Below are 26,177 nucleotides of genomic sequence, written 5' to 3'. Positions count from 1 at the left end.
TTCCTCCTCGCGACACGGTGCCGGACGGGTGCCGGTCAGTACGACTTCGGCAGGCCCAGGGTCTGGTGGGAGATGTAGTTGAGAATCATCTCCCTGCTCACCGGAGCAATACGAGACACGCGCGCCGCGGTTATCAACGAGGCGAGCCCGAATTCGCGCGTGAGCCCGTTGCCGCCGAGGGTGTGCACGGCCTGGTCGACCGCCTTCACACAGGCCTCCCCGGCCGCGTACTTGGCCATGTTGGCGGCCTCACCGGCGCCGACGTCGTCCCCGGCGTCGTACAGATACGCCGCTTTCTGCATCATCAGGCGGGCCAGCTCCAGGTCGATGTGGGCCTGGGCCAGGGGATGCGCGATGGCCTGGTGGGCGCCGATGGGAGCCTTCCAGACGGTACGGTCGCGCGCGTACTCGACGGCACGCGCGAGGGCGTAGCGGCCCATGCCGATCGCGAAGGCGGCCGTCATGATGCGTTCGGGGTTGAGGCCGGCGAAGAGCTGGAGGAGGCCCGCGTCCTCGTCGCCGACGAGTGCGTCGGCGGGGAGCCGTACGTCGTCCAGGACGAGCTCGAACTGCTTCTCCGCCGCGTCGAGTTCCATGTCGATCTTGCGGCGCGTGAAGCCGGGCGCTTCACGGGGGACGATGAACAGGCAGGGCTTGAGGGTGCCGGTGCGGGCGTCTGCCGTACGGCCGACTATGAGGGTGGCGTCGGCTATGTCTACGCCGGAGACGAAGACTTTGCGGCCGGTGAGCAGCCAGTCCCCGGTGTCCGGGTCGCGTCGGGCCGTGGTGGTGATGCGGTGGCTGTTGGAGCCGGCGTCGGGCTCGGTGATGCCGAAGGCCATGGTGAGGGTGCCGTCGGCGAGGCCGGGGAGCCAGTGCTGTTTCTGGGTGTCCGTGCCGAAGCGGGCGATCACTGTGCCGCAGATGGCGGGAGACACGATCATCATGAGCAGGGGGCAACCTGCGGCGCCCAACTCCTCCAGGACTATGGAGAGTTCGGCGATGCCGCCGCCTCCGCCGCCGTATGCCTCCGGCAGGTTGACGCCGAGGTAGCCGAGTTTGGCCGCCTCCGACCAGAGGTCTTCTCGGGTGAAGGTGCGGCCGTGGCGGGTGCCGAGGGCGGATACGGCGGCTCGTAGGGCCTTGTGTTCATCGGTTTCGACGTGGGTGGTCATGGGACTCCTTCGGGCTGCGGGTTCGATGTGGCTGGTCGCGCAGTTCCCCGCGCCCCTAGGGGGTGTTTTGCACTACCGCCAGCAATGAGCCGACCGTCACCTGCTGACCAGGTACGGCGTTCAAAGCGCTCAGCGTCCCCGAGACGGGTGCCGTGATCTTGTGCTCCATCTTCATCGCCTCCAGCCACAGCAGGGGCTCTCCGGCCCGTACGGCGGCTCCTGCGGTCACGCCGTCGGCGACCCGTACGACCGTCCCCGGCATCGGCGCGAGCAGCGAACCCGGCGCGTGCTGTGCCGTCGGGTCCGGGAAGCGGGGTAGTGCGGTGAGGCGGGTGGTGTTCGCGTGGATCTCGTCGCCGTATCGCGCGACCTCGTAGCTCCTTCGTACGCCGTCCACTTCGAGTACGACGAGACGCGCGTCGGCGTGCACGACGCGTACGCCGTCGGCCTCCAGGCCGCCCGCGCGCGTGTGGCGGTAGCGGACCTCGGTCTCCTCGCCCGCCATCGTGTACCGCTTGACCTGCGGCTGTGAGGGAACGTTGCGCCAGCCGCCGAATCGGGAGCGGTCGTGGGCGTCGGCGAGGGCGGCGGCCAGGGGGGCGCAGGGGTCGGGGGTGGGCTCGGTCAGGTCGGTGAGGTGGCGGTCGTAGAAGCCCGTGTCCATGCGGGCGCTCGTGAACTCGTCGTGGCGGAGGGAGGCGACCAGGAGGTCGCGGTTGGTGAGCGGGCCGTGGATCGTCGACTGCTCCAGCGCGGCCGCCAGCTTGCGGATGGCCTCCGCCCGCGTGGGGGCGTGGGCGACGAGTTTGGCGAGCATCGGGTCGTAGTGGACGCCGATCTCGTCGCCGTCGGTGAAGCCGGTGTCCAGGCGGACACTGTCGGGTACGGCGAAGCGGTGCAGGGCGCCGGTCTGCGGGGCCCAGTCGCGGGCCGGGTCCTCCGCGTAGAGGCGGGCCTCCACGGCGTGGCCACGCGCGCGTGGCGGGGCGTCGGGGAGGGCGTGGCCTTCGGCGATGCGGAACTGTTCCGCGACCAGGTCGAGGCCGAAGACCGCTTCCGTCACGGGGTGTTCGACCTGGAGGCGGGTGTTCATCTCCAGGAAGTGCGCCTGGTCGCCGGCGACCAGGAACTCGACGGTGCCGGCGCCGACGTAGTCAACGGCGCGGGCGGCGCGTACGGCCAGCGTGTGCAGTTCGTCGGTGAGCGGCTCGGGGAGTCCGGGCGCCGGGGACTCCTCGACGACCTTCTGGTGACGGCGCTGGAGGGAGCAGTCCCGGGTGCCGAGGGGCCAGACCGTGCCGTGGGTGTCGGCGAGGATCTGCACCTCGACGTGGCGGCCGTTCTCGACGTAGGGCTCGACGAACACCTCACCGTCGCCGAAGGCGCTCGCGGCCTCGGAGCGGGCGCTCTGCAGGGCCGTGTCGAGGTCGTCCAGGTGGCGCACGACGCGCATGCCGCGCCCTCCGCCGCCCGCCGCCGCCTTCACCAGGACGGGCAGGTCGGCCTCGGTGACCTCGCCCAAGGGCGCCAGCCCCATCAGCTCCTTCGCCCGTGTCTTGGACGCCATCGCCTCGATCGCCTCCGGGGGCGGGCCGACCCAGACGAGGCCCGCGTCGAGGACGGCGCGTGCGAAGTCGGCGTTCTCGGAGAGGAAGCCGTAGCCGGGGTGCACGGCGTCCGCACCGGCCGCCACCGCCGCCTTCACGATCAGCCCGGCGTCCAGGTAGGTGTCGGCGGGCGCCGCTCCCGGCAGCCGTACCGCCGCGTCGGCCACGCGTGCGTGGAGGGCGTTCGCGTCGGGGTCCGAGTGCACGGCGACCGTCCGGATTCCCAACTCACGGCAGGTGCGGAAGATACGGCAGGCGATCTCGCCCCGGTTGGCGACCAGCAGAGTCGAAATCATCAGCCTCACATCCGGAAGACGCCGAAGCCACCGCGCGCGCCCTCATAGGGCGCCGTGTGGATGGCGGACAGGCACATACCGAGGACCGTGCGGGTGTCGCGCGGATCTATGACGCCGTCGTCGTACAGCCGCCCGGACAGGAACATGGGCAGCGACTCCGACTCGATCTGCTGCTCCACCATGGCGCGCAGCGCCGCGTCCCCCTCCTCGTCGTACGGCAGGCCCTTCGCGGCCGCCGACTGCCGGGCCACGATCGAGAGCACGCCCGCGAGCTGCTGGGGGCCCATGACGGCCGACTTGGCGCTGGGCCAGGCGAAGAGGAAGCGGGGGTCGTAGGCGCGACCACACATGCCGTAGTGGCCGGCGCCGTAGGACGCGCCCATGAGGACGGACAGATGGGGCACGCGGCTGTTGCTGACCGCGTTGATCATCATCGCGCCGTGCTTGATGATGCCGCCCTGTTCGTACTGGCTGCCCACCATGTAGCCGGTGGTGTTGTGCAGGAACAGCAGCGGGATGTCGCGCTGGTTGGCGAGCTGGATGAACTGGGCCGCTTTCTGGGACTCCTCGCTGAACAGGACGCCCTGTGCGTTCGCCAGCACGCCGACCGGATAGCCGTGGAGCGCCGCCCAGCCGGTGGTCAGGCTGGTCCCGTACATCGGCTTGAACTCGTCGAAGTCGGAGCCGTCGACGATCCGGGCGATGACCTCGCGCGGGTCGAAGGGCGTCTTGAGGTCGCCGGGGACGATGCCGAGGAGGTCGTCGGCGTCGTACTTGGGCGGTTCGGCGGGGCCCGGATCGCCGTACGCCTTGCGGTGGTTGAGGCGGGCGACCACGCGCCGTGCCTGGCGCAGCGCATCCGGTTCGTCCACGGCGAAGTAGTCGGCGAGACCAGACACACGCGCGTGCATCTCCGCGCCGCCCAGCGACTCGTCGTCGCTCTCCTCGCCGGTGGCCATCTTCACCAGCGGCGGTCCGCCGAGAAACACCTTGGCGCGTTCCTTGACCATGATCACGTGGTCGGACATGCCGGGGACGTAGGCACCGCCCGCCGTCGAGTTGCCGAAGACGACCGCGACGGTGGGGATCCCGGCCGCCGACAGCCGCGTCAGGTCCCGGAAGATGGCGCCGCCGGGGATGAAGATCTCCTTCTGGGAAGGAAGATCGGCGCCGCCCGACTCGACGAGGTTGATGACGGGCAGCCGGTTGGCGAGGGCGATGTCGTTGGCGCGCAGGGCCTTCTTCAGCGACCAGGGATTGCTCGCTCCCCCGCGCACGGTCGGGTCGTTGGCGGTGATCAGACACTCCACGCCCTCGACCACTCCGATGCCGGTGACCAGGGACGCGCCGACCGTGTAGTCGCTGCCCCAGGCGGCCAGGGGGGACAGCTCCAGGAACGGCGTGTCCGGGTCGAGGAGCAGCTCGATGCGCTCCCGGGCGAGCAGCTTGCCGCGTTTGCGATGCCGTTCGACGTACTTGGGGCCGCCCCCGGCGAGCGCCTTGGCGTGCTCGGCGTCGAGCTCGGCGAGCTTGCCGAGCATGGCCTCGCGGTTGGCCCGGTGGTCGGGGCCGTTGATGTCCAGGGTGGACGGCAGGACGGTCACAACAGACTCTCCGGGATGTCCAGGTGACGGGAGCGCAGCCATTCCCCGAGGGCCTTGGCCTGCGGATCGAAACGGTGCTGGGCGGCGACGCCCGCGCCGAGGATGCCCTCGACCACGAAGTTGAGGGCGCGGAGGTTGGGCAGGAGATGGCGTACGACGGTCAGGTCGGCGGTCTCCGGCAGGAGCTCGCGGAAGCGGTCGACGGTGAGGGCATGCGCGAGCCACCGCCAGGCGTCGTCCGTCCGCGCCCAGACACCGACGTTGGCGTTCCCGCCTTTGTCGCCGCTGCGGGCGCCGACGACCAGGCCGAGCGGGGCGCGCTTCGTGGGCCCGGGTGACAGGGGCTCCGGCAAGGGATCCGGTACATCCGGCAGGAGATCCGGTACGTCCGGCAAGGGATCCGGTACGTCCGGCAAGGGATCCGACAGTGGCGGCTCCAGCGGGGGCGGCTCCAGCAGGGGCCGCTCCGGCAGCCCGTCCTGTACGGCCCGTACGGCCCGTACGGCCTGTGCGGTGGTGTCGTGGGCCGGCGGCACAGGGATCCGGCGTCCGTCATGGAGGACGGCCACATGGTCGACGGCACCATGGGGGACGTACACATCCTCGAAGACCCCATAGGGCGCGCCCTTTCCGGGCGGCGCCAGCACATGGAAGCCGGGGTAGCTCGCAAGCGCCAGCTCCACGGCGGCCCCGCTGAGGGCCCGCCCGACCGCCGCCTGGTCCCGGTCGCGCACGACCAGCCGCAGCAACGCGCTCGCCGTCTCCTCGCTCGGAGCGTCGGGCCGGTCGGTGCGCACGAGATCCCAGCGGACCTCGGCGGGCGGTGACTTGGCCAGCGCGTCCGTCATCTGCGCGCGCACGAGCTCGGCCTTCGCCTCGATGTCGAGGCCGGTGAGCACGAAGGCGACCTCGCCCCGGAAGCCGCCGAGGCGATTGACGCCGACCTTGAGGGTGGGGGGCGGGGCCTCGCCGCGTACGCCGTCGACACGGACGCGATCGGGGCCGTCCTGGGTGAGCCGTACGGTGTCCAGGCGGGCGGTGACATCCGGTCCCGCGTACCGGGCGCCGGCCGTCTCGTACAGCAGTTGGGCCGTCACCGTGCCGACGTCGACGAAGCCGCCGGTGCCGGGGTGCTTGGTGATGACGCAGCTGCCGTCCTCGTGGAGCTCGGCGAGCGGGAAGCCGGGGTGACGGAGTTTCCCGAGGTCACGGCCCCGCTCATGGAAGAAGGCGTAGTTGCCGCCGGTCGCCTGCGCCCCGCACTCCAGCACATGTCCGGCGACGACGGCCCCCGCGAGCCGGTCGTAGTCCGTCCGTTCCCAGCCGAAGTGAGCGGCGGCGGGCCCGCTGACCAGGGCCGCGTCCGTCACCCGCCCGGTGACGACGATGTCCGCACCCTCCCGCAGGCAGGCGGCGATGCCGAAGCCGCCGAGATAGGCGTGGGCGGCGAGACTGTCCGGATACCGGTCCTGGTACCGCTCCTTGAGGTCGTCGCCCTCGACATGGGCGACGCGCACCGGGACGCCGAGCCGGTCCGCCAGCTTCCGCACCGCATCGGCCAGTCCGGCAGGGTTGAGCCCACCCGCGTTGGCGACGACACGCACCCCCCGCTCGTGCGCCAGCCCGAGGCACTCCTCCAGCTGCCGCAGGAAGGTGCGGGCATACCCGGCGCCGGGGTCCTTCAGCCGGTCCCGGCCGAGGATCAGCATGGTCAGCTCGGCCAGGTAGTCGCCGGTGAGGATGTCCAGGTCACCGCCGGTGAGCATCTCGCGCATGGCGCCGAAGCGGTCGCCGTAGAAGCCGGAGGCGTTGCCGATCCGCAGCGGGCGGGGAGCGCGCGTCACCGCGCGGCCCCCTTCGGCTCCCGGCCCGCGCCGGGTGGGCCCGCGAAGACCTGGGCGATGTCGAACCAGCGGTCGGCGTCGGGGCCTTCGGCGCGCAGGGCGAGGTCGGAACGGTGGGCGCGCTGGGTGACCAGGAGACAGAAGTCGAGCGCCGGGCCGGTGACGCGCTGGGGTGCGTCCTCGGGGCCGAATGCCCACAACTCACCGGAGGGCGAGATCAGTTCGACGCGGAAGTCGTCCAGCGGCGCGGGAAGCCCGTGGACACCGAAGGCGAAGTCCCTCGTCCTTACCCCGATCCACACCACATGCCGCAGCCGGTCGGTGGGTGTGCGCACCACACCCAGGGTCTCGGTGACGTCCATACCGTGGGCCCAGGTCTCCATGAGTCGGGCCGTGGCCATGGAGGCGGCGGACATGGGTGGGCCGTACCAGGGGAACCGCACGCCCTGCGGCGCCTCGCGCAACGCCGTGTCGAGCGCGGCCCGCCCTTCCCGCCACCGCGCCAGCAGCTCGGCGGGCGGCAGCCCGGCCCCCTCCTCCGCACCCTCGTCGACAAAGGATCCCGGCGTCTTCAGGGCCGTTTCCACCAGCGCATGGAAGGCCTCCACGTCGGTCACCGCCAGCAGCGCCGAGTGGTCGGTCCAGGCGAGGTGGGCGATCTGGTGGGCGATGGTCCAGCCGGGGGCGGGGGTCGGGAGCGCCCACTGCTCGGGGCTCAACTCGGCGACCAAGCCGTCGAGTTCGTCACTCTCGGCACGCAGGTCGTCGAACACGGGCGTCGGGTCGGCCATGGGGCGAGCATGGCAGCGGCACCAGAAACAAGCAAGCGTGCTTGCATTAATTTGTTGCCGGACTCTGAAGCCGGACTCTGCTACCGGGTACGTCTTGAGCTCAGGTCACCCAAACGGATCGCGCTGAGGTCACCCAGACCGATCGAGCCGAGGTCACCCGGACTGAGCGGCCGACCCCCTGCGCCCGACCTGCGTCCGCACCGCCCCCATGCTCGCCGCGATCACGAGGGCGATGGCGACGGCCTGGGCAGTGGACAGCGCCTGGTCGAGGATGAGGAACCCGGCGGTCGCGGCGACAGCAGGCTCCAGGCTCATCAGGATCGCGAAGGTCGCCGCGGGCAGGCGGCGCAGGGCGAGCAGTTCGAGCGTGTAGGGGAGTACCGAGGAGAGGACCGCCACGGCCGCGCCCAGCCCGATGGTCACCGGGTCGGCGAGCTTCATGCCGGATTCGGCGATGCCCAGGGGCAGGAACAGGACCGCCCCCACCGCCATGGCGAGTGCCAGCCCGTCGGCCTGCGGGAAGCGTCGCCCCGTACGGGCGCTGAAGATGATGTAGGCCGCCCACATGGCGCCCGCACCCAGGGCAAATGCGACACCCATGGGGTCGAGACTGCCGAAGCCTCCGCCGCCGAGCAGGAAGACACCGGCGAGGGCGAGTCCGGCCCAGACGACGTTGACCAGTCGGCGTGAGGTCAGCACGGAGAGCGCGAGCGGGCCGAGCACCTCCAGGGTGACCGCGGGACCAAGCGGGATGCGGGCGACCGACTGGTAGAAGAGGCCGTTCATCGCGGCCATCGTGATGCCGAAGACGATCACCGTGCCCCAGTCGGTACGCGAGTGACCGCGCAGCCGGGGCCGGCAGATCACCAGCAGCACGACCGCGGCCACGAGCAGCCGCAACGCCACCACACCGAGCGCTCCTGCCCGCGGCATCAGGGTCACCGCGAGGGCGCCGCCGAACTGCACCGAGATCCCCCCGGCGAGCACGAGCCCCACGGGACCGAGCGACCCCCAGCGGCGCGGGACACCGACCGTCGGCTCGGCGACGCCCGGGGCAGGGGACGGCGAGGACGTGGTGGCGGTGGCGGTGGCATCGGGCGTGCTCACGGGCGTTCCAGGGGGCTCGACTCGGGGTGCGTTCATCATGCTGTACTGCCAAGTCCAGAGTAGTGGACTTCGTCAGGTGTGTGAACCGCTTATGAGGCTGTCCCGGAGTGTGGACAGTCAGGTCGGTTTTCGCCGGGAACGCGCCGGGAATGCGCCGGAGTGGGCCACCACCGGGCCAGGTACGGATGCAGCGTCCTGTGCGGCAGCCGGTTGATCGGGTAGCCCCACTCCCCCGGGCAGCCTACGAGGCCGTCTCCCGGCCATCCCTCGGTCCGAACACCCTCAGCGCGTCGGCGTCCGTGGCTCGGGCGTTGAGGAAGTGGTCCGCCCAGTCGGCGATGTCGGCGTAGGCACATTCCGAGGTCAGCCGGGCGATCGCGTGCGGGATGTCGTACGCGGTCACCCGGAGGTCGGCCCCCGGCCCCAGCAGGCACCAGTGGGCGCCCACGCGCCCGTACGGCATCCCGACGCTTCCCGGGTTGATCACCAGCCGCCCATGTGCGAGCCGCACATAGGGCATGTGGGTGTGGCCGCAGACCACAGTGCGGACGGAGTCGGCGACCCCGTCGAAGACCTCCGCCCACCGATCGGGGCGGGAGTCGACCAGGACGACCTCCTCGTCGTCGCGGGGCGTGGCGTGGCAGAAGAGGACGTCGCCGAGGCCGCGCACGCGCAGGGTGAGGGTCTTGGGGCGGGCGGCGAGGAATTCGACCTGCGCATTGGTGAGTTGAGCCGCCGCGTACGGGCCGATCGGGTCGGGGATCTCGTCGCGCTCGCCCCTTCGGTACTCGACCAGTTCCCGGTCCGCGTTGCCCGCGATCCACAGCACGCGATCGCCCTGCCGACGCAGGAGGTCGAGCACCTGGGCGGGCTGCGGTCCCGCCGTGATGTCCCCCGTGAGCACGATGCGCTCGGCCGCCGCGACCTCCGGCTCCGCCAGCACCGCCTCCAGGGCGGGGAGCACCCCGTGGATGTCGGAGAGGACGGCCACCCGCCCCAGCTCAACCGCCGGCTCGCCGGTCACTTCCGTCCCCACCCTCCAAGTCGTCCGTGCGCTCCAAGTCGTCCGTGCCCTCGAAGCCCTCCACGCCCTGCATGGGCTCCGTACGCCCCATGGGCTCCATCCCCTCCATGGGCTTCATGCCCTCCACGCGCTCCAGCCCCTCCGCCAGCACCTCCGCCAGATGCCGCCCCCGCACCCCGGCCAGCTGCTCCAGCTGGGTCCGGCACGAGAAGCCGTCCGCGAGTACGACCGCCCCCTCCTGTGCGTCCCGCACCGACGGCAGCAGCTGCTCCTCGGCACAGGCCGCAGAGACCTCGAAGTGGCCCTTCTCGAAGCCGAAGTTACCGGCGAGGCCGCAGCAGCCGCCGCTCAGTTCGCCGGAGAGCAGAGCGGCTTGACGCAGTCGGCGGTCGGGGGCGTCGCCGAGGACCGCGTGCTGGTGACAGTGGGTCTGGCCGACCACCGGGCGGTTCAGGCGGGGCGGGGTCCAGTCGGGGGCCAGCCGCTGGAGCGCCTCCGCGAAGGTCAGGACGCGGTCGGCGAGGCGGTGGGCCCGCGGATCGTCGTGCAGGAGTTCCGGCAGGTCGGAGCGGAGGGCTGCCGCGCAGCTCGGCTCCAGGACCACGACCGGGGAGGACGTCTCCAGCACCGGTTCCATCAGGTCGAGCGTGCGCCGCAGTACCGCGCGGGCGTGATCGAGCTGCCCCGTGGAGACGTACGTCAACCCGCAGCACACGCGCTCCCGGCCCCGTAGGAGGGACTTCGGGTCCAGTGCCACCGCCCTCGTCCCGTCACCGCCCGGCCCCGCCGTCAACCGCACCGTCGGCGGCAGTGCCACGCGCAGCCCGGCCGCCTCCAGCACCCGTACGGCCGCGTGGCCCACGGACGGCGAGAGGTGCTCGGTGAAGGTGTCCGGCCACAGGATGACCAGGTCGTCTTTCCCTCCCCCATCCACCCGCCCAACCGCTCTTCCGTCCACTCCCCCATCCACTCGACCAGCCGCTCCCCCTTCCAGTTCCTCGGCCTTCTGCCGCCGCTCCCACCACCGGCTGAACGTCCGCGTCGCCAGGCGCGGAATCTCCCGCTCCGGCGCGATCCCGCCGAGCCGTTTCGCCGCCCACGCCAACGGCCGTACGGCGGCCAGGGCGTTGACGAGCGTGGCGGTACGCGTGCGTGCCACGAGGCGGAGCCACTGCGGCAGCCGGCCCATGCTGTAGTGCGCGGCCGGGCGGCGGCGCCCCGCGTAGTGGTGGTGCAGGAACTCCGCCTTGTACGTGGCCATGTCCACCTCGACCGGACAGTCCGACCGGCACCCCTTGCAGGACAGGCACAGATCCAGCGCGTCCCGCACCTCGGTCGACCGCCACCCGTCGGTCACCAGTTCCCCGGCGAGCATCTCGTGCAGCAGCCGGGCACGTCCGCGCGTGGAGTGTTCCTCGGCGCCGGTGGCCCGGAACGACGGGCACATGACGGCGGACCCGGTCACCGACGTCGCACGGCACTTGGCGACCCCGACGCAGCGCCGTACGGCCGCCGAGAAGTCGCCGCCGTCGGCCGGGTAGCCGAAGGCCACGTCCACCGGCTCCCGGGGCAGCACGGCGAACCGGAGGTTCGCGTCCAGGGGCGCGGGACGCACCAGCATCCCCGGGTTGAGCAGGTCGTCGGGGTCCCACACCCCCTTCGCCCGCTCGAAGAGGGCCACCGTCTCGTCCCCGTACATCCTCGGCAGCAGCTCGGCCCGCGCCTGTCCGTCCCCGTGCTCCCCGGACAGCGAGCCCCCGTGGGCCACGACTACCTCGGCGAGCTCCTCGGAGAAGCGCCGGAAGCGGCCGACGCCCGTCTCCGTCAGCAGGTCGAAGTCGATCCGGACGTGGATGCAGCCGTCCCCGAAATGCCCGTACGGCGTCCCGCGCAGCCCGTGTGCGGTCAGCAGCGCGCGGAAGTCCCGCAGATACGCCCCGAGCCGCTGCGGCGGCACCGCGCAGTCCTCCCAGCCCGGCCACGCCTCGCTCCCGTCCGGCATCCGGGTCGCCGTACCGCTCGCGTCCTCCCGGATGCGCCACAGCGCCCGCTGCCGGCCCGGATCGGTGACGACCGCCGAGTCGAGCACGTCGGCGGCGCGCACGATCGCCTCCGCACGCGCGCGTGCCTCGCTCTCCGACTCCCCGCCCGTCTCCACGAACAACCAGGCCCCGCCCCGCGGCAGCACGGCCGACGCCGACTGCGGCACCAGGTCGGCCGCCATGCCCTCCACGGTCAGCGGCCCGTGGGGCAGCAGCCCGGCGGCGGCTTCCGCGGCCGCGCTCTCGTCGGGGTACGCCAGCACGGCGAGCGCACGCGCGCGTGGCGTCTCGACGAGCCGTACGACGGCCTCGGTGAGGATGCCCAGGGTGCCCTCGCTGCCGCAGAAGGAGCGGGCGACGTCGGCGCCGTTCTCGGGCAGCAGCGCGTCGAGCGCGTACCCGGAGATACGGCGGGGCAGCTCGGGGAAGCCGGTGCGCAGCCGGGCGAGCTCCCCTTCCGCCAGGTCCCGCAGTCCGTCCGGCGCACCGGCCCACCTCTGGCCGAGCCGCAGCCGTTGCCCGCGCGCGGTGCGTACCTCCAGCTCGCGCACACTGTCGGCGGTCGTGCCCCAGGCCACCGAGTGCGAGCCGCACGAGTTGTTGCCGATCATGCCGCCGAGCGTGCAGCGGCTGTGGGTGGAGGGGTCGGGGCCGAAGCGGAGGCCGTGCGGGGCGGCGGCGTCCTGGAGACGGTCCAGGACGAGGCCGGGTTGGACGACGGCGGTGCGGGTCTCCGGGTCCAGGGAGAGGATCCCGTTCATGTGCCGGGTGAAGTCCAGGACCACACCGGTGCCGGTGGCCTGACCGGCGATGGAGGTGCCGCCGCCCCGCGCCACGACCGGCACCATGTGGTCCCGGCACACCTCCAGCACAGCCGCGACGTCATCGGCGTCATGTGGTGCGACCACACCGAGTGGGACTCGCCGGTAGTTGGAAGCGTCCATGGTGGCCAGTGCCCGTGGGGTGACACCGAACCCGACCTCGCCTCGGACGACCCTGCGCAGTTCCGCCTCAAGTTCCGACATGCCTCCAGCAAATCAGCCGGCGTCCAGCGAATCAGCCGGCGTCCGGCACAACCCGGCCCGCCCACCGAAACGCCGTCTCATCCGACGGACGAGGTTTCGCCCAGGTTTCCCCCACCGGCTAACCTCACCCCGTGGCTGAGATCCAGATTCCCGCTGACATCAAGCCCGCCGACGGACGTTTCGGCGCGGGCCCCTCCAAGGTGCGGACGGAAGCGCTGGACGCGCTGGCCGCCACCGGAACCTCCCTCCTCGGTACCTCCCACCGCCAGGCCCCGGTCAAGAACCTGGTCGGCCAGGTGCGCGAGGGCATCAGCGAGCTGTTCCAGCTCCCCGAGGGCTACGAGGTCGTCCTCGGCAACGGCGGCTCGACGGCGTTCTGGGACATCGCGACGCACGGCCTGATCGAGAACAAGTCGCAGCACCTGAACTTCGGCGAGTTCAGCTCGAAGTTCGCGAAGGCCGCGAAGCTGGCCCCCTGGCTGGCCGAGCCCACCGTCATCGCCAGCGACCCCGGCACGCACCCGGAGCCGGCCGCCGAGGCGGGCGTCGACGTCTATGCCTTCACGCACAACGAGACCTCCACCGGCGTCGCCATGCCGATCAAGCGTGTGGCCGGTGCCGACGAGGGCGCGCTGGTCCTGGTCGACGCCACGTCGGGCGCCGGCGGTCTCCCGGTCGACGTCTCCGAGACGGACGTCTACTACTTCGCCCCGCAGAAGTCCTTCGCCTCCGACGGCGGCCTGTGGATCGGCGTCTTCTCCCCGGCCGCGATCGAGCGCGCCGAGCGTATCCACGCGTCCGGCCGCCACGTCCCGGAGTTCTTCAGCCTCCCCACGGCGATCGACAACTCCCGCAAGAACCAGACGTACAACACCCCGGCCCTGTCCACCCTCTTCCTGCTGAACCAGCAGCTGGAGTGGATCAACGGCCAGGGCGGCCTGGACTGGGCGGTCCGCCGCACGGCCACCTCCGCCCGGACCCTGTATGGCTGGGCCGAGGACATCAAGTACGCCAACCCGTTCGTCACCGACCCCGCCAAGCGCTCGGCGGTCATCGGCACGATCGACTTCACGGACGAGGTCGACGCCGCCGCCGTCGCCAAGGTCCTGCGCGCCAACGGCATCGTCGACACCGAGCCCTACCGCAAGCTCGGCCGCAACCAGCTCCGCGTCGCGATGTTCCCGGCGATCGACCCGGCGGACATCGAGGCACTGACGAAGTGCGTCGACTACGTGATCGAGAAGCTGTAGCCGTCTCCGCTACACAACACCGAAGGGCGCCCGGCGAACACCGGGCGCCCTTCGTCGTACGTCGGTCATCGGCACGCAGGCTAGAGGTTCTGCAACCACCAGACAGCCGCTGTCACCATGACAGCGCCTGCCGTGTACGCCGCCCCACGGACACATGCGAACAACGCGGTTCGGATCAACCGCTTGGAGGTTGACTTCCGCTCGGAGGCGGAGTTCTTCGGCATGGCTTCCAGAGCCTCCTGGTCATGCGCCCCAGGCTGGGCGCCCTGCATCCAGCGTCACCCCTCTCCAGCGGCTCGGGACGTGCGCGGCCACCCTGCGATGCCTTAGGGCGTCCGAGCACATGTTTGGATGACATGCGAGGGTTGCTGGACGTTTCTGGACGGTTCTGGACCGTCGACGGGGAGGTAAGCGGTGATTCGGTCCTTGAAGAAGCCAGGGCTTCCCCCGGGTGCTCTCAGGGAACTCAACGAAGCACTGCACGAGTTGCACTTGCGGGCCGGGTGGCCGACTTGCCCGGATATGGCGCAAGAGTCCGTCTACTCCAAGAGCCGCATCCATGCCGTGTTCAGCAGCACGGACCTGCCCTCGCTGAAAGTCGTTCGTGAACTGGCCCACGCCCTTGCCCAGCTGGCTGATCAGGACCCTGAAGAAGAGGTTTCCCGGTTCCACGAGTTGTGGATCTCAGCCGCTCGCGAGGATTCGGTCGTCCGGGGCGGCGAAGGGCCGCCGTTGCAGCCAACTCTCGGTGGTGGCCTTCCATCGGCGCGGGAGCCTCAGCGCGCCGATGGTTCATCGACGCCACTTCCCAATCTGGAACCATACAGGGCAGATTGGTCGGACATTTTCGAATCGGCCCTGTCCGCCGTGCTCTTGTCGCTCTTTCCCCAGAAGAGCAGGGCATACCAATTCCTGGACGAGGCCGGCCTGCCCAGCGATTACTACGTGGCGGGCGATCCGAGCACGATCGGCTACTGGGCCAACATCGTGGAGTATGTGCGCAGCAAGTCTTCCGTGGAGGGCTTGGAGAGGCTGATCGAGTCGGCAGCGCAGAACTCCGAAGGAGACCAGGAACAGCTACGTAAGCTCCTTCAGGCGCTACGCGACATTGTGCCGGACTGAGGGAACGGCGCACCGGTCCAGTTACAGCGGCAGAATATCCTCATCGATTCCAGGCAAGCCCAGCTCCTGCAGATACCTGATGCGCGCATTGATGCCTGCCGAGAAGTGACGCCAGTCGAGACCGACCACCGGCTCCACAGGCTTGGGATCCTCCTTCGAGGACGTGATGTAGCAGACGGAGTCGTACAAACCCTCGTCCATCAGGCGCTCACAGAAGATGGCGAACCTGTCTTGGTAGGACTTCCCCAGCCAGATCCGCTCGACCGGGAAGGGGCCCTTCCGCACCGACACCGAACTACGGGACTTGGGGTGATCCTCCATGATGAAGAAATACCCAAGCCAGGGCTTCTCTCCAGGAAAAGCATCTGCCAGTGCAGCACGGCGCAGGTCCACAGCGCTGCCTAGCGCTTCTTCGACCCGGTTGTTGTAGTTGTTTCCGAACGAAGGCCCGCCCAGAGCCTTGAGCTCGAAGGCAGCAACCAAGGTGTCGCCATGGGTCACCACGAGATCCCACTGCTTCTGGGGTCGATAGTACCCAGGAAGCTCCAGGCCCTGTTTCGTATTTACCCGGATATCCCCCGGCGCATAGCCGGCGTCAAGGAAGAACTTGGCAAGCAGCAAAGCGATATGGTCAAAATGCTTGCCTCCTCGCACCGAGCCGGCCGTCCCCGCCCCTACGGCGTCCCTGATGGCAGACAGCTCTCGCTGAGCGTTCTTGGCGTCCCAGTACGCGGCAACGGCCGCTTCGAAGTCTTCGCGACTGACGGTCACAACACGTCCCCTAGTCAGGAAAATGGTCGAGGCCGTACGCGCGCAGCGCGGCCTCGGTCGCGGCTTCCACGTCCCGCTCGTCGAAGGCCCTCGCCAGCGCCTTACGATCCTCTTCCTGCATTTCAGCGGGGTCCGGAACTCGGATCTTGCGGAGGTACTGAGCCTGGAAGCGGAGCGTTCCACCACGCATCTTGACGGCGTACGCCTCCACGAACGCCTCGGCGACCCTTGAAAGCAGGAGGCCACCAAGAACACGCATATCCCATACTTCCGACACGATGTAGTACAGGTTGTGATGAGGATACAGCCCGCCTTCATCCAATACCGGATGGATCGTCAGCTTCATGTCCGGAAACAGAAGCTTGGGCCGCCTCGCCAACTCGGGGTCGACTTTATCGATGGTCTTGTACCAGCGGCTCGGCTGCTTCATCGCCACATAGCGCTTGCCCAACACCTCGCGGTGTCGTTCGAAGTAAACGGCCAGTTTGGGATAGGCGTCAAGATCAACGAGTTGTCCCTGGGAATCCCAGGGGTTGACAAGGTAATTTCCACCCCAGTTGATCTTACCGCTGGTCGTGTCCTTGACCATGGCGAGGGGTTGCATGCGTCCTGGCTCGGCCGTTTTCCCATCATGAGTGATGAATACTTTGTCGGCGCCGGTCGCGACACCGATTCCCACACGGGTGCCGGTGCATTCATCCTCCAGGAGGCGAAAGCGATCGCTCAACTCCTCCAGCATGGCCAGGCGAGTCGGCGAAGCCGACGGCCAGGAGTCCTCGCCAGGGAACCAGTGCGGAAGACGAGCAGCGTGATAAGTCGGCTGCTCGACAAGGCCTTCGCTCGACTCCGCCGCCCACAGTGCGAACTCCCGGGCCGCCTCATCGCCGAATCCGGCCGTCGTGTCGGCCACGATGGCCGTACCTTGATCCCTGCGACTGACAACGGTCACAGCGGGATACGCGGAGACCTGCTCTTCGAAGGCGTCCACGTCATGCATCGTGAGCACCAGGTCCATGCTGTAGTCGCGGGTCACGAGTTTGCGGAGTCCACGGCCGTACTGGTTCCTCATCCAGCGGTCAGCGCAGATGAAGCCGAGCGTCCCGCCCTTCTTGAGCCTGCGCAGACCGGTCTCGTAGAAACCGATGTAGATGTCGGCCCGGCCGTTCATGCTGGTGCACGCCTTGCGATACGCCTTCATGCGGTCGTCCGGCACATCCTCCAACCGGATGTACGGAGGATTGCCCACGACAAAGTCGGCGGTTTCTGCGTTCGCCTCCTGCAGGAGGAAGTCCCCGTGCCTGATCCATGAGGAAACGACCTTCTCCACCTCGGAGGCACTCCAGCCGTCGTCGGTGAGTTGCGCTGCGACGGTCGCTCGGCTCCGTTCGACGTTCATCTCGACCAGATCGAAAGCCCTGATCGCGTCGATCGCGTCGAGGAGAGGACGGCCGTGGTTTCGACATGAGGCGCTGAGCCTCGCCGCAATAGGAGAGAGGAAGGCTCCTTGGCCGCATGCAGGCTCGATGATCCGTAGGTCGGCCAGGTCGAGCGCATCCTTGTAGCCGACCAGGTCAAGGATTGCCTCGACGACCCAGCGGCGGGTGAAGACCTCGCCATGCCGCACAGCTTCCTGCAGCGCCTCGGGAAGGGCGAGTGCGCCTGCAGGGGCGCTGCGAAGGAGCTCAGTTTCCACGCCCCGACCCTACCGCCCGGGCTGTGGGCGCGGCGCAGCTGCTGACCACCGCACTCGTGCTTCCGCAGCTCGCCCCATCCTCCCGGGAGGCCGCACGCCCACGGGGCGTCGCGCACTGTGCCCTGATCACCACAACACCGCAGGGCGCCCGGCGAACACCGGGCGCCCTTCGTCGTACCTCGGCCCTACCTCGGCCCTATCTCGGCCCTGCGTCAGTCCTGCGTGGGTCGGCCCCGCAGTCCGGTCAGGAACTCGATCAGTGCGGCGTTCACTTCCTCGGGCCGCTCCTGCTGGGTCCAGTGGCCGCAGCCCGGCAGGAGGATCGGCTCGCTGCGCAGGTTGGGCATCAACTCCGGGAGTTTGGCGATGAGTTCAGGTGTGCCCGGAAAGGCGGGGACGAGGTCACGGTCGCCGTACATGTACAGGGCGGGCGGGCTGACGACCGCGTCGTGCCAGGCGGCGGTCAGCTCCCAGTTGCGGTCGAGGTTGCGGTACCAGTTCAGGGCGCCGGTGAACCCCTTGGCGTAGCTCTCGGTGAGCTCGTCCAGGTCGTCCTCGGTGAGCCAGGCCGGCAGCACCTCGGGGTCGGTCATGTCGGCGAGCCAGCCCCGCTCCGGGTCGGCCACCAGGGCCTGGTCGGGGCGGCCGGCGTCGGGGGCGTCACCGGAGGCGGAGTAGAACAGCTTGCGCAGGGCGGTGCGCGTGTCCAGGGCGAACTCGGCGTCGGCGACCCCGGGCCGGTCGAAGTAGTTCCAGTAGAACCGTCCGCCGAACTGCTCCTGCATGGCGACGAGCGGCGGACGTTCCCCGCGGAACGGCGGCGGCACGCTCAGCCCCGCCACCCCGCGCACCACGTCGGGCCGCAGCAGCGCGGTGTGCCAGGCCACGGGCGCGCCCCAGTCGTGCCCGACGACGAACGCCCGCTCCTCGCCCAGGGCGTGGATCAGCCCGATCACGTCCCCGACGAGGTGCAGGATGCTGTACGCGTCCGCGCTCTCCGGGTGGTCACTACGGCCGTATCCCCGCTGGTCCGGGGCGACCACCCGGAACCCGGCGGCGGCCAGCGGCCCGAACTGGTGACGCCAGGAGTGCCAGGACTCGGGAAAGCCGTGCAGCAGCACGACGAGCGGCCCCTCACCCTCCTCCGCCATGTGCAGCCGGATACCGTTCACGTCGATCATGCGGTGCGAAACCATGGGGCGAGCTTACGCCTGTACGGTACACGCAGTTGCGGCCGCAACCCCTTGGCGCCGCCGGCTTCGGCCGATGGCCTTCCTCCCGTCGGCGGGCCGTGGTCACGTCACCGTCGGACCCAGGTCGTCCAGTTGGCGCTGGACGCGTTCGGCGAGGGCGCTGCGGTGCTGGTCTCCGTACATCGCCGCCGCCTCCTCCCATGTGGTGCGCGCCGCTGCCCGCCTGCCCAGGGCGTGGTACGCGTGGCCCAGGCGGTCGAGGGTGTCGGCGGCCCAGTAGTCGCCGCCGACGGCGCGGTACCGGGCCACGGCGAGCCGGTAGTGGTCCACCGCTTCCTGGTGACGGCCGGTGTGGTGGGCGATATAGCCGAGGCTGTCCAGGACGTCGGCCTCGATGCCCTCGTGCCCGATGCGCCGGGCCAGCGGCAGCGCCGCTTCGCAGTGGAGGCGGGCCTGGTCGTGGTCGCCGAGCCGGGCGCTGTACCAGCCCACCGAGTTGAGCGTGGCGGCCTTCGCCGCGGGGTGATCCAGCTCCTTGTGAAGCCGCAAGGCGCGGATGGAGTGCTCCAGGGCGTCACGGGGGCGGTCCTGCTGCCCGTACGCCTGCGCGATCGTCAGGTGGATACGGGCCTGGATGCCGCGAGCGCCGGCCCGCTCGGCCAGGGTCAGCGCATGCTTCAGGTGTCGCGTGGCCTCGTCGTGCGATCCGGCGTGGGCGGCGGCGTGCCCGAGCTGCCGGTGGACCATGACGTGCACATCCAGTGCGTCGTCGGAGTCCAGGGCGGCGAGGGCGGCCTGCCACAGCGCGACCTTGTCGTGGACGTGCCCCAGCAGACTCTGGAAGTGGTCCACGCTCCAGGCGATCTGCCACACGAGTCGCCGCCGGCCGAGGTCGGCCGCCAGGCGTTGCGCGGCGAGCAGATTGGGCAGTTCGCCGGCGAGCCACCGCACCGCCTCCGCCTGCGTGTTCAACCGTTGCGGCCGGCAACCGGGCTCGGGATCGCCGAGCCCGGGCGGCATCTCGTCCATCCCCAACAGCCGACGGGTCGCGCACGCGGTGTGCAGGTAGAACGCGATGAGCCGGCGCAGTGCGGCGTCCCGGTCGTCGGGTGAGAGGTCCGCACGGCCGCGCTCGGCGGCGTAGAGGCGTACGAGATCGTGCATCCGCCAGCGGCCGGGCTCGTGCTGCTCGACGAGGTGCAGGTTCTCCAGGGCGCGCAGCACCGCGCGGGTCTCCGAGCCGGGCAGGCCGGCCAGGGAGGCGAGCGCGAACAGCCCGATGTCTGCGCCGGGAGCCAGTCCGAGCAGCGCGAACAGCCGGGCCTGTACGGGGGTCAGGGCCTCGTAGGACCAGGAGAAGACGGCCCGTACGTCGGTGGAGAGGTCGCCCCCGGCGAAGGCGTCGAGGCTGCCGTGGCTGTCGCGGAGTTCGTCGGCGACGGCTCCCAGGGGGAAGGCCGGGTGGGCGGCGGCGCGGGCGGTGGCGACGGCCAGGGCGAGCGGGAGGCTGCCGCACCGGGTGATGATCTCCGCCACGGCGTCCGGTTCGGCGGCCACCCGCTGCGTGCCGAGCCGGTGGGTCAGCAGGTCGCGCGCCTCGGCCGGGGAGAGCACGTCCAGCGGAAGGGGGTGCGCGCCCTCCGCGGCGACCAGGCCCGTGAGCCGGCTACGACTGGTCACCACGGCCAGGCAGCCCGCCGAGCCGGGCAGCAGCGGCCGCACCTGATCGGCGTCCCGGGCGTTGTCCAGCACGATCAGGACCCGCCGCCCGGCCAGCAGACTGCGGTACAGGCCCACCCGTGCCTGAAGGTCCACCGGGAGGTGCGCGGACGGCACGCCCAGCGCGTCGAGGAATCCCCGTACCGCCTGATCGGGCGTCACGGCCGTCCCCGACGGGTCGAAGCCGCGCAGGTCGACATAGAGCCGACCGTCCGGGAAACGGTCGGCGACGCGGTGCCCCCAGTGCACCGCCAGCGCGGTCTTGCCCACCCCGGCCGTCCCCGACACCGCCGAGACGACCACCGCGGCCCTCCGTTGCGCCGTGGCGGCCAGGATGCCGTCCAGCCGGGCCAGTTCGTCCGCGCGGCCGGTGAACCCCCGTGTCTCCAGGGGCAACTGAGCCGGTACGGCCCGGCCGGACCCCGGCCCGGCACCGGCCGGCGTGCGCGGCGCGCCGCGTGCCGGGGGCGGGCCGGACTCGCCGCACAGGATCGCCTGATGCACCTGCCGTGCCTCGGCACCCGGATCCGCGCCCAGCTCCTCGGCCAGCCGCTTCTGCAGTACGGCGAAGCAGGCCAGGGCCTCCGGCCCACGCCCGGCGGCCCGCAGCGCCCGCATCAACGCCACGGTGAGCGGTTCGACCAGCGGATGCTCGGCGACCAGGGTCGTCAACTCGCCGATCACCCCGGCCGGGTTTCCCACCCGCAGCTCGACCTCGGCCCAGTCCAGCACCGCCTCGATCCGCTGCTGACGCCACCCCTCCCGGGTCCGCCGTACCCAATCCCCGGCGAGCCCCGCCAACGGCTCACCGCGCCACAGCCCGAGCGCCTCCCGCAGCACCGCCGCCCGCTGGGCGTCCGTGCGGTCCGGGTCCGCCTCGCGCGCCCGCTCCACCAGCCGCTGGAACCGGTGCAGATCGACCCGGTCGGCGGGCACGTCGAGCAGATACCCTCCCGGCCCGCGCCGCAGCTGCGCCTCTTCCTGCGGGGTGGCCGTCGCGGCCAGCATCCGGCGGATCCGGGCGACGTACGCGTAGAGCGAGGGCCGCACGTGGGCGGGCAGATCCTCCCCCCACACCCGGTCGATCAGCGTCTCCACCGCCACCCACCGGCCCGCGTCCACCAGCAACGCCGCCAGAACGGTGCGCTGTTTGGCCGGCCCCGGATCCACGACGGCTCCGTCCGCGCCGTGCAACTCGACAGGGCCCAGCACCACGAACTCCATCACGCCCATCCCCGAGGTCGCTCCGCGCAGTCCGGTCAGCGGTCCGCCACCGCCGCACCGGCCACCCGCGCTGACCAGTGAAGCAAGGTTCCCGCAAGGTTCCTGCCCACATTCACGCCACATCGTGTGGCCAACGGCCCGTGGCGCCGAGGGGCACAGGGGACTTCTCGGCCCGTCACGGGCGAGCGATGCCGGATCTGAGGAGGATGGTGTGCGTCGTCACCGGTTCCATCGGCACACTGCGCTGATCGTGGTCAGCATGGCGGCCGCGCTCGCGACGGTTTCCTGCCAGGCACCGTCGTCCTCGACCGACCCGGACGCCTCCGCGGCACGGCCGCTCACCGAGCCGGAGCGGCAACTGCTGTACGACGCCGAGCAACAGCTCACCCGTTCCTGCATGGCCGCCCGCGGCTTCCGGATGCAGCCCGTGCCGCGCCGGCCGCTCCCCGAGGACCGCGACTTCCCGTACGTCATCGACGACGTCCGGTGGGCCGCGCGGCACGGTTACGGGAGCGACCTGGAGGTCCGCCGTGAGCGGCTGCGCGCGACCGACCCCAACTCGCGCTACTTCGCCGGGCTGTCACAGACCGACCGCCGGCGTGCCGTCGCCGCCTACAACGGCGCCCAGTCCGCCGACCGGCTGGAGGTCCGGGCTCCGAACGGCATGACCGTCGGCCGCATCGACGACGGCTGTACCGCGCAGGCCCAGACACAGCTCTACAGCGACCTCGCCAAGTGGTTCCACGCCGATGTCGTCATCGGGGCGCTTCCTCCGCTGCGTCAGCAAAAGGTCGCGGCGGACGGGGAGTTCAAGGCCGCCGTGAAGAAGTGGTCGGCCTGCATGCGCGGCCGAGGAATGAACTACAGCGACCCCTACCAGCCCCGGGACGCCTTCAACGACACCACGAAGGCGACGGCGGCGAAGGACGGCGACGCACGCCGCCGAAAGGAAGTCCGCACAGCCGTCGCCGAGGCCGAATGCGCCCACGACAGCGGCCTCTCCGCAACCGCCCGACGCCTCGACCGGCACTACGACGCACAGCTGCGGAACCGGTACCGCGCCGAGGTCCGCAGCAAGCTCCGGCTGGAACGCGCGGCCCTGCAACGCGCCCGCGCCCTCCCGCCGGCCGACCGATCGACCCCAATCCCAACCCCGTCCACATCCACATCCACATCCAAGGAGTGACCAGTGACCAAGACCAAGATCACCACTGCATTGGCAGCGATAGGCCTCACCGCCCTGACGCTGTCCGCCCTGCCCGCCACCGCACAGGCGTCCGACCTCGACCGCGACCTGTCCGCACGGCGTGTTGCCGCCGAGGCGCCCGTGGGCCCCCTCGCGGACGGCAACCTCTACGCGTACGAGCACCAGAACAGGGGCGGCAGCTACTGCAAGTGGTCGCTCAACGACGGCAACTGGAACACCTGCTCCCCCGGCGGAAACATGCGCAACAAGGCAAGCTCCCTCCAGAACAGCGGTTTCCCCAGCGGGAACGACGACGTCATCGTCTACTACGGGCCCGGCCAAACGGGTGCCTGGTACTGCCTCGGGAACGGCCGCTACCTCGAAAACATCGTGCACATCAAATTCGGCCCCAACGGAGGCGGCGCCGGAGGGGACAACCAGTCCCTGAACGACAACATCGCCTCCCACAAGTGGGCCAGGGCCTGCTGAACGACGCCACAGCCGTCTCAAGCGGTACGACGATGAGGGGCGCCCGGCACTCACCCGGGCGCCCCTCGCGCTCACCCCGTCGTAGACCTCGCGCTCAGGTCGCCGTACAGCTCACACCATGCACACCCCCGCCCCCGGGCGCCCCCGAAAACCCGAAGCTCGCCGAGCCACCGGCCGCGATCGCCCCGTTGTGGTCGGCGTTCGAGACGGTGACGGTGCCCCCGCTCTGTGCGTACGACGCGTTCCACATGCTGGTGACCTTCTGCGCCCCGCCCCAAGTCCACGTCACCTTCCAGGACTTGACCGGCAAGGAACCCGTGTTCGTCACCTTCACCTCGGCGTTGAAGCCGCCGCCCCAGTCGCTGCTTACGGTGTAGACGGCACTGCAGGCCGCCGTGCCCCCGCCGGGATCCGGGTCGGGGTCGCCGCCTCCCCCGCTTCCCGGGAAGCCCGGCGCCTTGATGGTCGCCAGGTAGCCGTCCTTGACCGTGTCCACTGTCGACCAGTCGTCCTTCAGGATGCCGCCCGTGTCACCGGAGTTGGGGTTCCAGGACCAGAAGGTCCAGTGGAAGGAGTCCGCGCCGTGTGCCGAGGTCGACCTCAGATAGCTCGCCAGCGCGGTCAGCCACTTCTGGTCCACCGTCGACTGGAGTGTCGTACCGAACTCGCCGAGCCAGACCGGGGCGATGTTCTGCTTGAAGATGTAGCCCCAGTACCGGTCCCAGACGCCGGGCAGGTTGTCCGGGAAGGACGGGTCGCCGAACCAGGGCTGCTGGGCCACGCTCGTCGCGTAGTCGTGCGCGGAGTAGACCAGCCGGTTCGGGACGTCGAGCTGCACCGGGTACTGGGCCACGCCCATGAGGTTGCCGCCCCACCAGCCGCTGACGCCGTTGTACGACTGGACGCCCTCGACCATGATCAGAAGGTCAGGGTTGACGGACAGGACGGCGTTCCCGGCCCGTTGTGCGGCGAGCCGCCAGTCGCGCGTGGTGTCGCCGCAGCCCCAACAGGCGGGATCGTGGGGCTCGTTGTGCAGGTCGATGCCGATCACGGTGGTGTTGCCCTTGTAGCGCGTCGCCAGCGACTTCAGGTTGGCGATCCATGTCGACTCCGGGACCGAGGCCGTGTACCAGAGCGCCGACTGCCCGCCCGCGTCCGGCCGGTGCCGGTCCAGGACGATCTTCAGGCCGGCCTGGCCGGCGTACGCCACGATCCGGTCCAGGACCTGCACGGACGTCAGCCCCTGCAGATCGGCGTTCTTGCCGTCGGCGAAGTTGATGCTGTCCGGCATGGTGCCGGACTTGAGGATGTCGTCGCTGAAGGGGAGGCGGAGGGTGTTGTAGCCCAGCGATTTCATCTGGTCGAGCATGCTCTTGTAGTCGCGGGCCCACAGGCCGTGGACGACGTGGTTGCCGGTCTCGAAGCCGAACCAGTTGATCCCGGCGATACGGACCGGCTGCCCGGCCGCGTCCAGGATCTGCCGCCCGCTGGTGTGCCAGTAGCCGGCGCCCGCCTCGGCGGCACCGGCCGGCTGCGCACCGACCCCGGCCAGCGGTAACAGCAGCGCCGCGACCACCGCACACAGCCCTCTTCGCAAGCTGCGGAACATGTCCCTGCTCCTCTCGGAGAGGCGCGGCCCCGGAACGGATGGGAGCGCTCCCATGCACCGCGCACCTCCCAGGAAACTGACGCACCATCGGCACGTCAAGGAGGTGCGCGGCATCAGCCCGCTCAGTCAACGGCTCAGCTTCCGGAATCAGCGGCTGAGCTTCTGAAAAACGGCGCACCGCGAGCGGCAGGAACACCGCCATGCCCTCCGGGCGCTACCCCCTCACGGCCTCCCTCGACGAGAACACCTAGGGCCCCGACTTCGACCACTTCGAGTTCGGGTTGCAACGGATCCTGGACGGACTGGAGGTCTTTGTTGCCGGGCGGGGGGGGACGACGGCGACGACAGTGCCTGCCTAGGCCCTGTCGGCCAGGGCGTCGGCTCCGCGATCATGGCGATCCGGCTCAGGAGCCTCACCCCCGTCGCAGCAGCCTCCGCAGTCCGAAGACGACGACGCAGGCGACGACCACCGCGACGGCGCCGACCTTGATGTCCCCGCCCATGCCACCGCCCCCGTCGTCCGAGGAGGCCGAACTCCCGCTGCCGGAGGACGAGTCGGAGGATCCGGAGCCCCCGGGGGCGTCCTTCGCCACCACGGCACTGCCGGCCCCCTCGCTCCCGAGCATGATCTTGGTCCCGTCGGGCGAGTAGCTGATGGACTCCCCCTGCCCGAGGGGCACGCTGATGCGCTCCAGCCGCTTGAGCCTGCCGCCGTTCCAGTCGTACGCGATGCCGCCGAAGTAGCCGCGTACGGCGAGGGTCTTGCCGTCCGGCGAGAAGGCGGCGTCGGTGGCCCAGAGGTCGACGGGGGCGACGGGTTTGAAGACGTTCGTCCCGGAAGGGGAGAGCTCGGCCGGTGACTCGTACAGGTGCCCGCCGTCCTCCTGCTTGTCGATGATGTAGACGCGCCCGGTCTTGGGGTGCACGACGAGTGACTCGGCGTCACGCGTGCCGTCGGAGTACTTCACGACGTACTGCGTGGCACGGACGGACTGGTCCTTGAGCGTCTTGGGCTCGGGCAGCCGGTAGACCCACACATAGGGCCACTCGACACCGTCGTTGTCGCCGATGTCACCGACGTAGAGCTGGTTGTCCGGCCCCATGGAGATCGCCTCGACGTCACGCGGGGTGCCCACGCCGGTCATGGTGATCGTCGCGACGGTCTCGCCGGTGCTGCTGTCGACGGCGTAGAGGTAGGCGCCCTCGTCCTGGTCGTTGTGGGTCCAGTAGATGCCCGGGTGCTGCCGGGAGGCGGCGAGGCCGCTGGACTCGGTGATCCGCGGGTCCTTGATCGTGAAGTCCTCGTTCCCGTCGGCGGCGGAGGCGGGCAGGGTGAGGGCACCGGTGAGGAGGACCCCGGCGAGTATGGCGAGCGGTCGACGCATGCCCTCAAGCCTGCCATCCGC

Annotated in this window: 18 protein-coding genes and 1 pseudogene; 5 read left to right on the top strand and 14 right to left on the bottom strand. The window is 70.3% G+C overall.

The window, feature by feature from the left end:
• Positions 1-35: 35 nt before the first annotated feature.
• From POF73_RS24110 to POF73_RS24075, 8 genes are all read right to left on the bottom strand, one after another.
• Positions 36-1,175, bottom strand: coding sequence for an acyl-CoA dehydrogenase family protein (locus tag POF73_RS24110; protein WP_272118958.1), 1,140 nt, complete (start codon positions 1,173-1,175; stop codon positions 36-38).
• A gap of 55 nt (positions 1,176-1,230) precedes the next feature.
• A complete protein-coding gene (locus POF73_RS24105; RefSeq protein WP_272118955.1) occupies positions 1,231-3,078 on the bottom strand; it encodes an acetyl/propionyl/methylcrotonyl-CoA carboxylase subunit alpha in 1,848 nt (615 codons plus the stop codon).
• 5 nt (positions 3,079-3,083) lie between these two features.
• Complete coding sequence (locus POF73_RS24100) at positions 3,084-4,682, bottom strand: acyl-CoA carboxylase subunit beta (RefSeq protein ID WP_272118952.1); 1,599 nt, start codon at positions 4,680-4,682, stop codon at positions 3,084-3,086.
• Positions 4,679-6,457: an acyclic terpene utilization AtuA family protein gene (locus tag POF73_RS24095; RefSeq protein WP_443049641.1), complete on the bottom strand. Its 1,779-nt coding sequence runs from the start codon at positions 6,455-6,457 to the stop codon at positions 4,679-4,681. Before POF73_RS24095 ends, POF73_RS24100 begins: the two co-directional genes overlap by 4 nt.
• Before the next feature lie 65 nt (positions 6,458-6,522).
• Positions 6,523-7,317 carry a TIGR03084 family metal-binding protein gene (locus tag POF73_RS24090; protein WP_272118948.1) on the bottom strand — a complete coding sequence of 265 codons (795 nt, stop codon included), beginning with the start codon at positions 7,315-7,317 and terminating at the stop codon, positions 6,523-6,525.
• A 153-nt stretch (positions 7,318-7,470) separates the two neighbouring features.
• The gene (locus POF73_RS24085) at positions 7,471-8,460 is read right to left on the bottom strand and encodes an EamA family transporter (protein ID WP_272119086.1); all 990 of its coding nucleotides are present in this window, start codon (positions 8,458-8,460) and stop codon (positions 7,471-7,473) included.
• Between the two features lie 205 nt (positions 8,461-8,665).
• Entirely contained in the window at positions 8,666-9,448 is a 783-nt protein-coding gene (locus tag POF73_RS24080; protein WP_272118946.1) for a metallophosphoesterase family protein, read from the bottom strand.
• A complete protein-coding gene (locus tag POF73_RS24075; RefSeq protein ID WP_272118944.1) occupies positions 9,426-12,515 on the bottom strand; it encodes an FAD-binding and (Fe-S)-binding domain-containing protein in 3,090 nt (1,029 codons plus the stop codon). Before POF73_RS24075 ends, POF73_RS24080 begins: the two co-directional genes overlap by 23 nt.
• Positions 12,516-12,646: 131 nt before the next feature.
• Here POF73_RS24075 and serC point away from each other — a divergent pair, with 131 nt between their 5' ends.
• Positions 12,647-13,765 carry a phosphoserine transaminase gene (gene serC, locus POF73_RS24070; protein ID WP_272118942.1) on the top strand — a complete coding sequence of 373 codons (1,119 nt, stop codon included), beginning with the start codon at positions 12,647-12,649 and terminating at the stop codon, positions 13,763-13,765.
• Between the two features lie 522 nt (positions 13,766-14,287).
• Positions 14,288-14,887: an effector-associated domain EAD1-containing protein gene (locus POF73_RS24065; protein ID WP_272118940.1), complete on the top strand. Its 600-nt coding sequence runs from the start codon at positions 14,288-14,290 to the stop codon at positions 14,885-14,887.
• 21 nt (positions 14,888-14,908) lie between these two features.
• On the opposite strand, the gene POF73_RS24060 is transcribed toward POF73_RS24065, so the two are convergent.
• The 4 genes from POF73_RS24060 to POF73_RS24045 all read right to left on the bottom strand — a co-directional run bounded on the left by POF73_RS24060 (position 14,909) and on the right by POF73_RS24045 (position 21,496).
• Positions 14,909-15,658, bottom strand: coding sequence for a PaeR7I family type II restriction endonuclease (locus POF73_RS24060; protein ID WP_272118938.1), 750 nt, complete (start codon positions 15,656-15,658; stop codon positions 14,909-14,911).
• 10 nt (positions 15,659-15,668) lie between these two features.
• On the bottom strand, positions 15,669-17,351 hold the full coding sequence (locus POF73_RS24055; RefSeq protein WP_272118936.1) for an Eco57I restriction-modification methylase domain-containing protein: 1,683 nt from the start codon (positions 17,349-17,351) through the stop codon (positions 15,669-15,671).
• Positions 17,352-17,563: 212 nt separating this feature from the next.
• Positions 17,564-18,547: an alpha/beta fold hydrolase gene (locus POF73_RS24050; RefSeq protein WP_272118934.1), complete on the bottom strand. Its 984-nt coding sequence runs from the start codon at positions 18,545-18,547 to the stop codon at positions 17,564-17,566.
• Between the two features lie 99 nt (positions 18,548-18,646).
• Complete coding sequence (locus tag POF73_RS24045; protein WP_272118932.1) at positions 18,647-21,496, bottom strand: AfsR/SARP family transcriptional regulator; 2,850 nt, start codon at positions 21,494-21,496, stop codon at positions 18,647-18,649.
• Between the two features lie 202 nt (positions 21,497-21,698).
• On the opposite strand from POF73_RS24045, the gene POF73_RS24040 reads away from it, so the two are divergent.
• Complete coding sequence (locus POF73_RS24040; protein WP_272118930.1) at positions 21,699-22,673, top strand: hypothetical protein; 975 nt, start codon at positions 21,699-21,701, stop codon at positions 22,671-22,673.
• 3 nt (positions 22,674-22,676) lie between these two features.
• Positions 22,677-23,162: a peptidase inhibitor family I36 protein gene (locus POF73_RS24035; RefSeq protein ID WP_272118928.1), complete on the top strand. Its 486-nt coding sequence runs from the start codon at positions 22,677-22,679 to the stop codon at positions 23,160-23,162.
• Positions 23,163-23,256: 94 nt separating this feature from the next.
• On the opposite strand, the gene POF73_RS24030 is transcribed toward POF73_RS24035, so the two are convergent.
• Positions 23,257-24,771: a cellulase family glycosylhydrolase gene (locus POF73_RS24030; RefSeq protein WP_272118926.1), complete on the bottom strand. Its 1,515-nt coding sequence runs from the start codon at positions 24,769-24,771 to the stop codon at positions 23,257-23,259.
• A 197-nt stretch (positions 24,772-24,968) separates the two neighbouring features.
• On the opposite strand from POF73_RS24030, the pseudogene POF73_RS24025 reads away from it, so the two are divergent.
• Positions 24,969-25,130, top strand: a pseudogene (locus tag POF73_RS24025) (TetR/AcrR family transcriptional regulator C-terminal domain-containing protein); the annotation flags it as partial.
• Positions 25,131-25,184: 54 nt separating this feature from the next.
• Here POF73_RS24025 and POF73_RS24020 read toward each other — a convergent pair.
• Positions 25,185-26,156, bottom strand: a complete 972-nt coding sequence (locus POF73_RS24020) for a WD40 repeat domain-containing protein (protein ID WP_272118924.1) — start codon at positions 26,154-26,156, stop codon at positions 25,185-25,187.
• Positions 26,157-26,177: the final 21 nt, after the last annotated feature.

This window comes from Streptomyces sp. HD, assembly GCF_028369295.1.
Classification (GTDB): Bacteria; Actinomycetota; Actinomycetes; order Streptomycetales; family Streptomycetaceae; genus Streptomyces.
The sequence above is the reverse complement of the archived record's forward strand: the minus strand, read 5'-3'. Positions and strand labels throughout refer to the sequence as shown.

What these genes read in the sequence shown, in the direction of transcription:
- POF73_RS24050 (WP_272118934.1), bottom strand. Translation starts at nt 18,547, where the DNA reads ATGGTTTCGCACCGCATGATCGACGTGAACGGTATCCGGCTGCACATG.
- POF73_RS24085 (WP_272119086.1), bottom strand. Translation starts at nt 8,460, where the DNA reads ATGAACGCACCCCGAGTCGAGCCCCCTGGAACGCCCGTGAGCACGCCC.
- POF73_RS24030 (WP_272118926.1), bottom strand. Translation starts at nt 24,771, where the DNA reads ATGTTCCGCAGCTTGCGAAGAGGGCTGTGTGCGGTGGTCGCGGCGCTG.
- POF73_RS24110 (WP_272118958.1), bottom strand. Translation starts at nt 1,175, where the DNA reads ATGACCACCCACGTCGAAACCGATGAACACAAGGCCCTACGAGCCGCC.
- POF73_RS24075 (WP_272118944.1), bottom strand. Translation starts at nt 12,515, where the DNA reads ATGTCGGAACTTGAGGCGGAACTGCGCAGGGTCGTCCGAGGCGAGGTC.
- POF73_RS24045 (WP_272118932.1), bottom strand. Translation starts at nt 21,496, where the DNA reads ATGGGCGTGATGGAGTTCGTGGTGCTGGGCCCTGTCGAGTTGCACGGC.
- POF73_RS24020 (WP_272118924.1), bottom strand. Translation starts at nt 26,156, where the DNA reads ATGCGTCGACCGCTCGCCATACTCGCCGGGGTCCTCCTCACCGGTGCC.
- POF73_RS24095 (WP_443049641.1), bottom strand. Translation starts at nt 6,457, where the DNA reads ATGCGCGAGATGCTCACCGGCGGTGACCTGGACATCCTCACCGGCGAC.
- POF73_RS24065 (WP_272118940.1), top strand. Translation starts at nt 14,288, where the DNA reads ATGGCGCAAGAGTCCGTCTACTCCAAGAGCCGCATCCATGCCGTGTTC.
- POF73_RS24090 (WP_272118948.1), bottom strand. Translation starts at nt 7,317, where the DNA reads ATGGCCGACCCGACGCCCGTGTTCGACGACCTGCGTGCCGAGAGTGAC.
- POF73_RS24105 (WP_272118955.1), bottom strand. Translation starts at nt 3,078, where the DNA reads ATGATTTCGACTCTGCTGGTCGCCAACCGGGGCGAGATCGCCTGCCGT.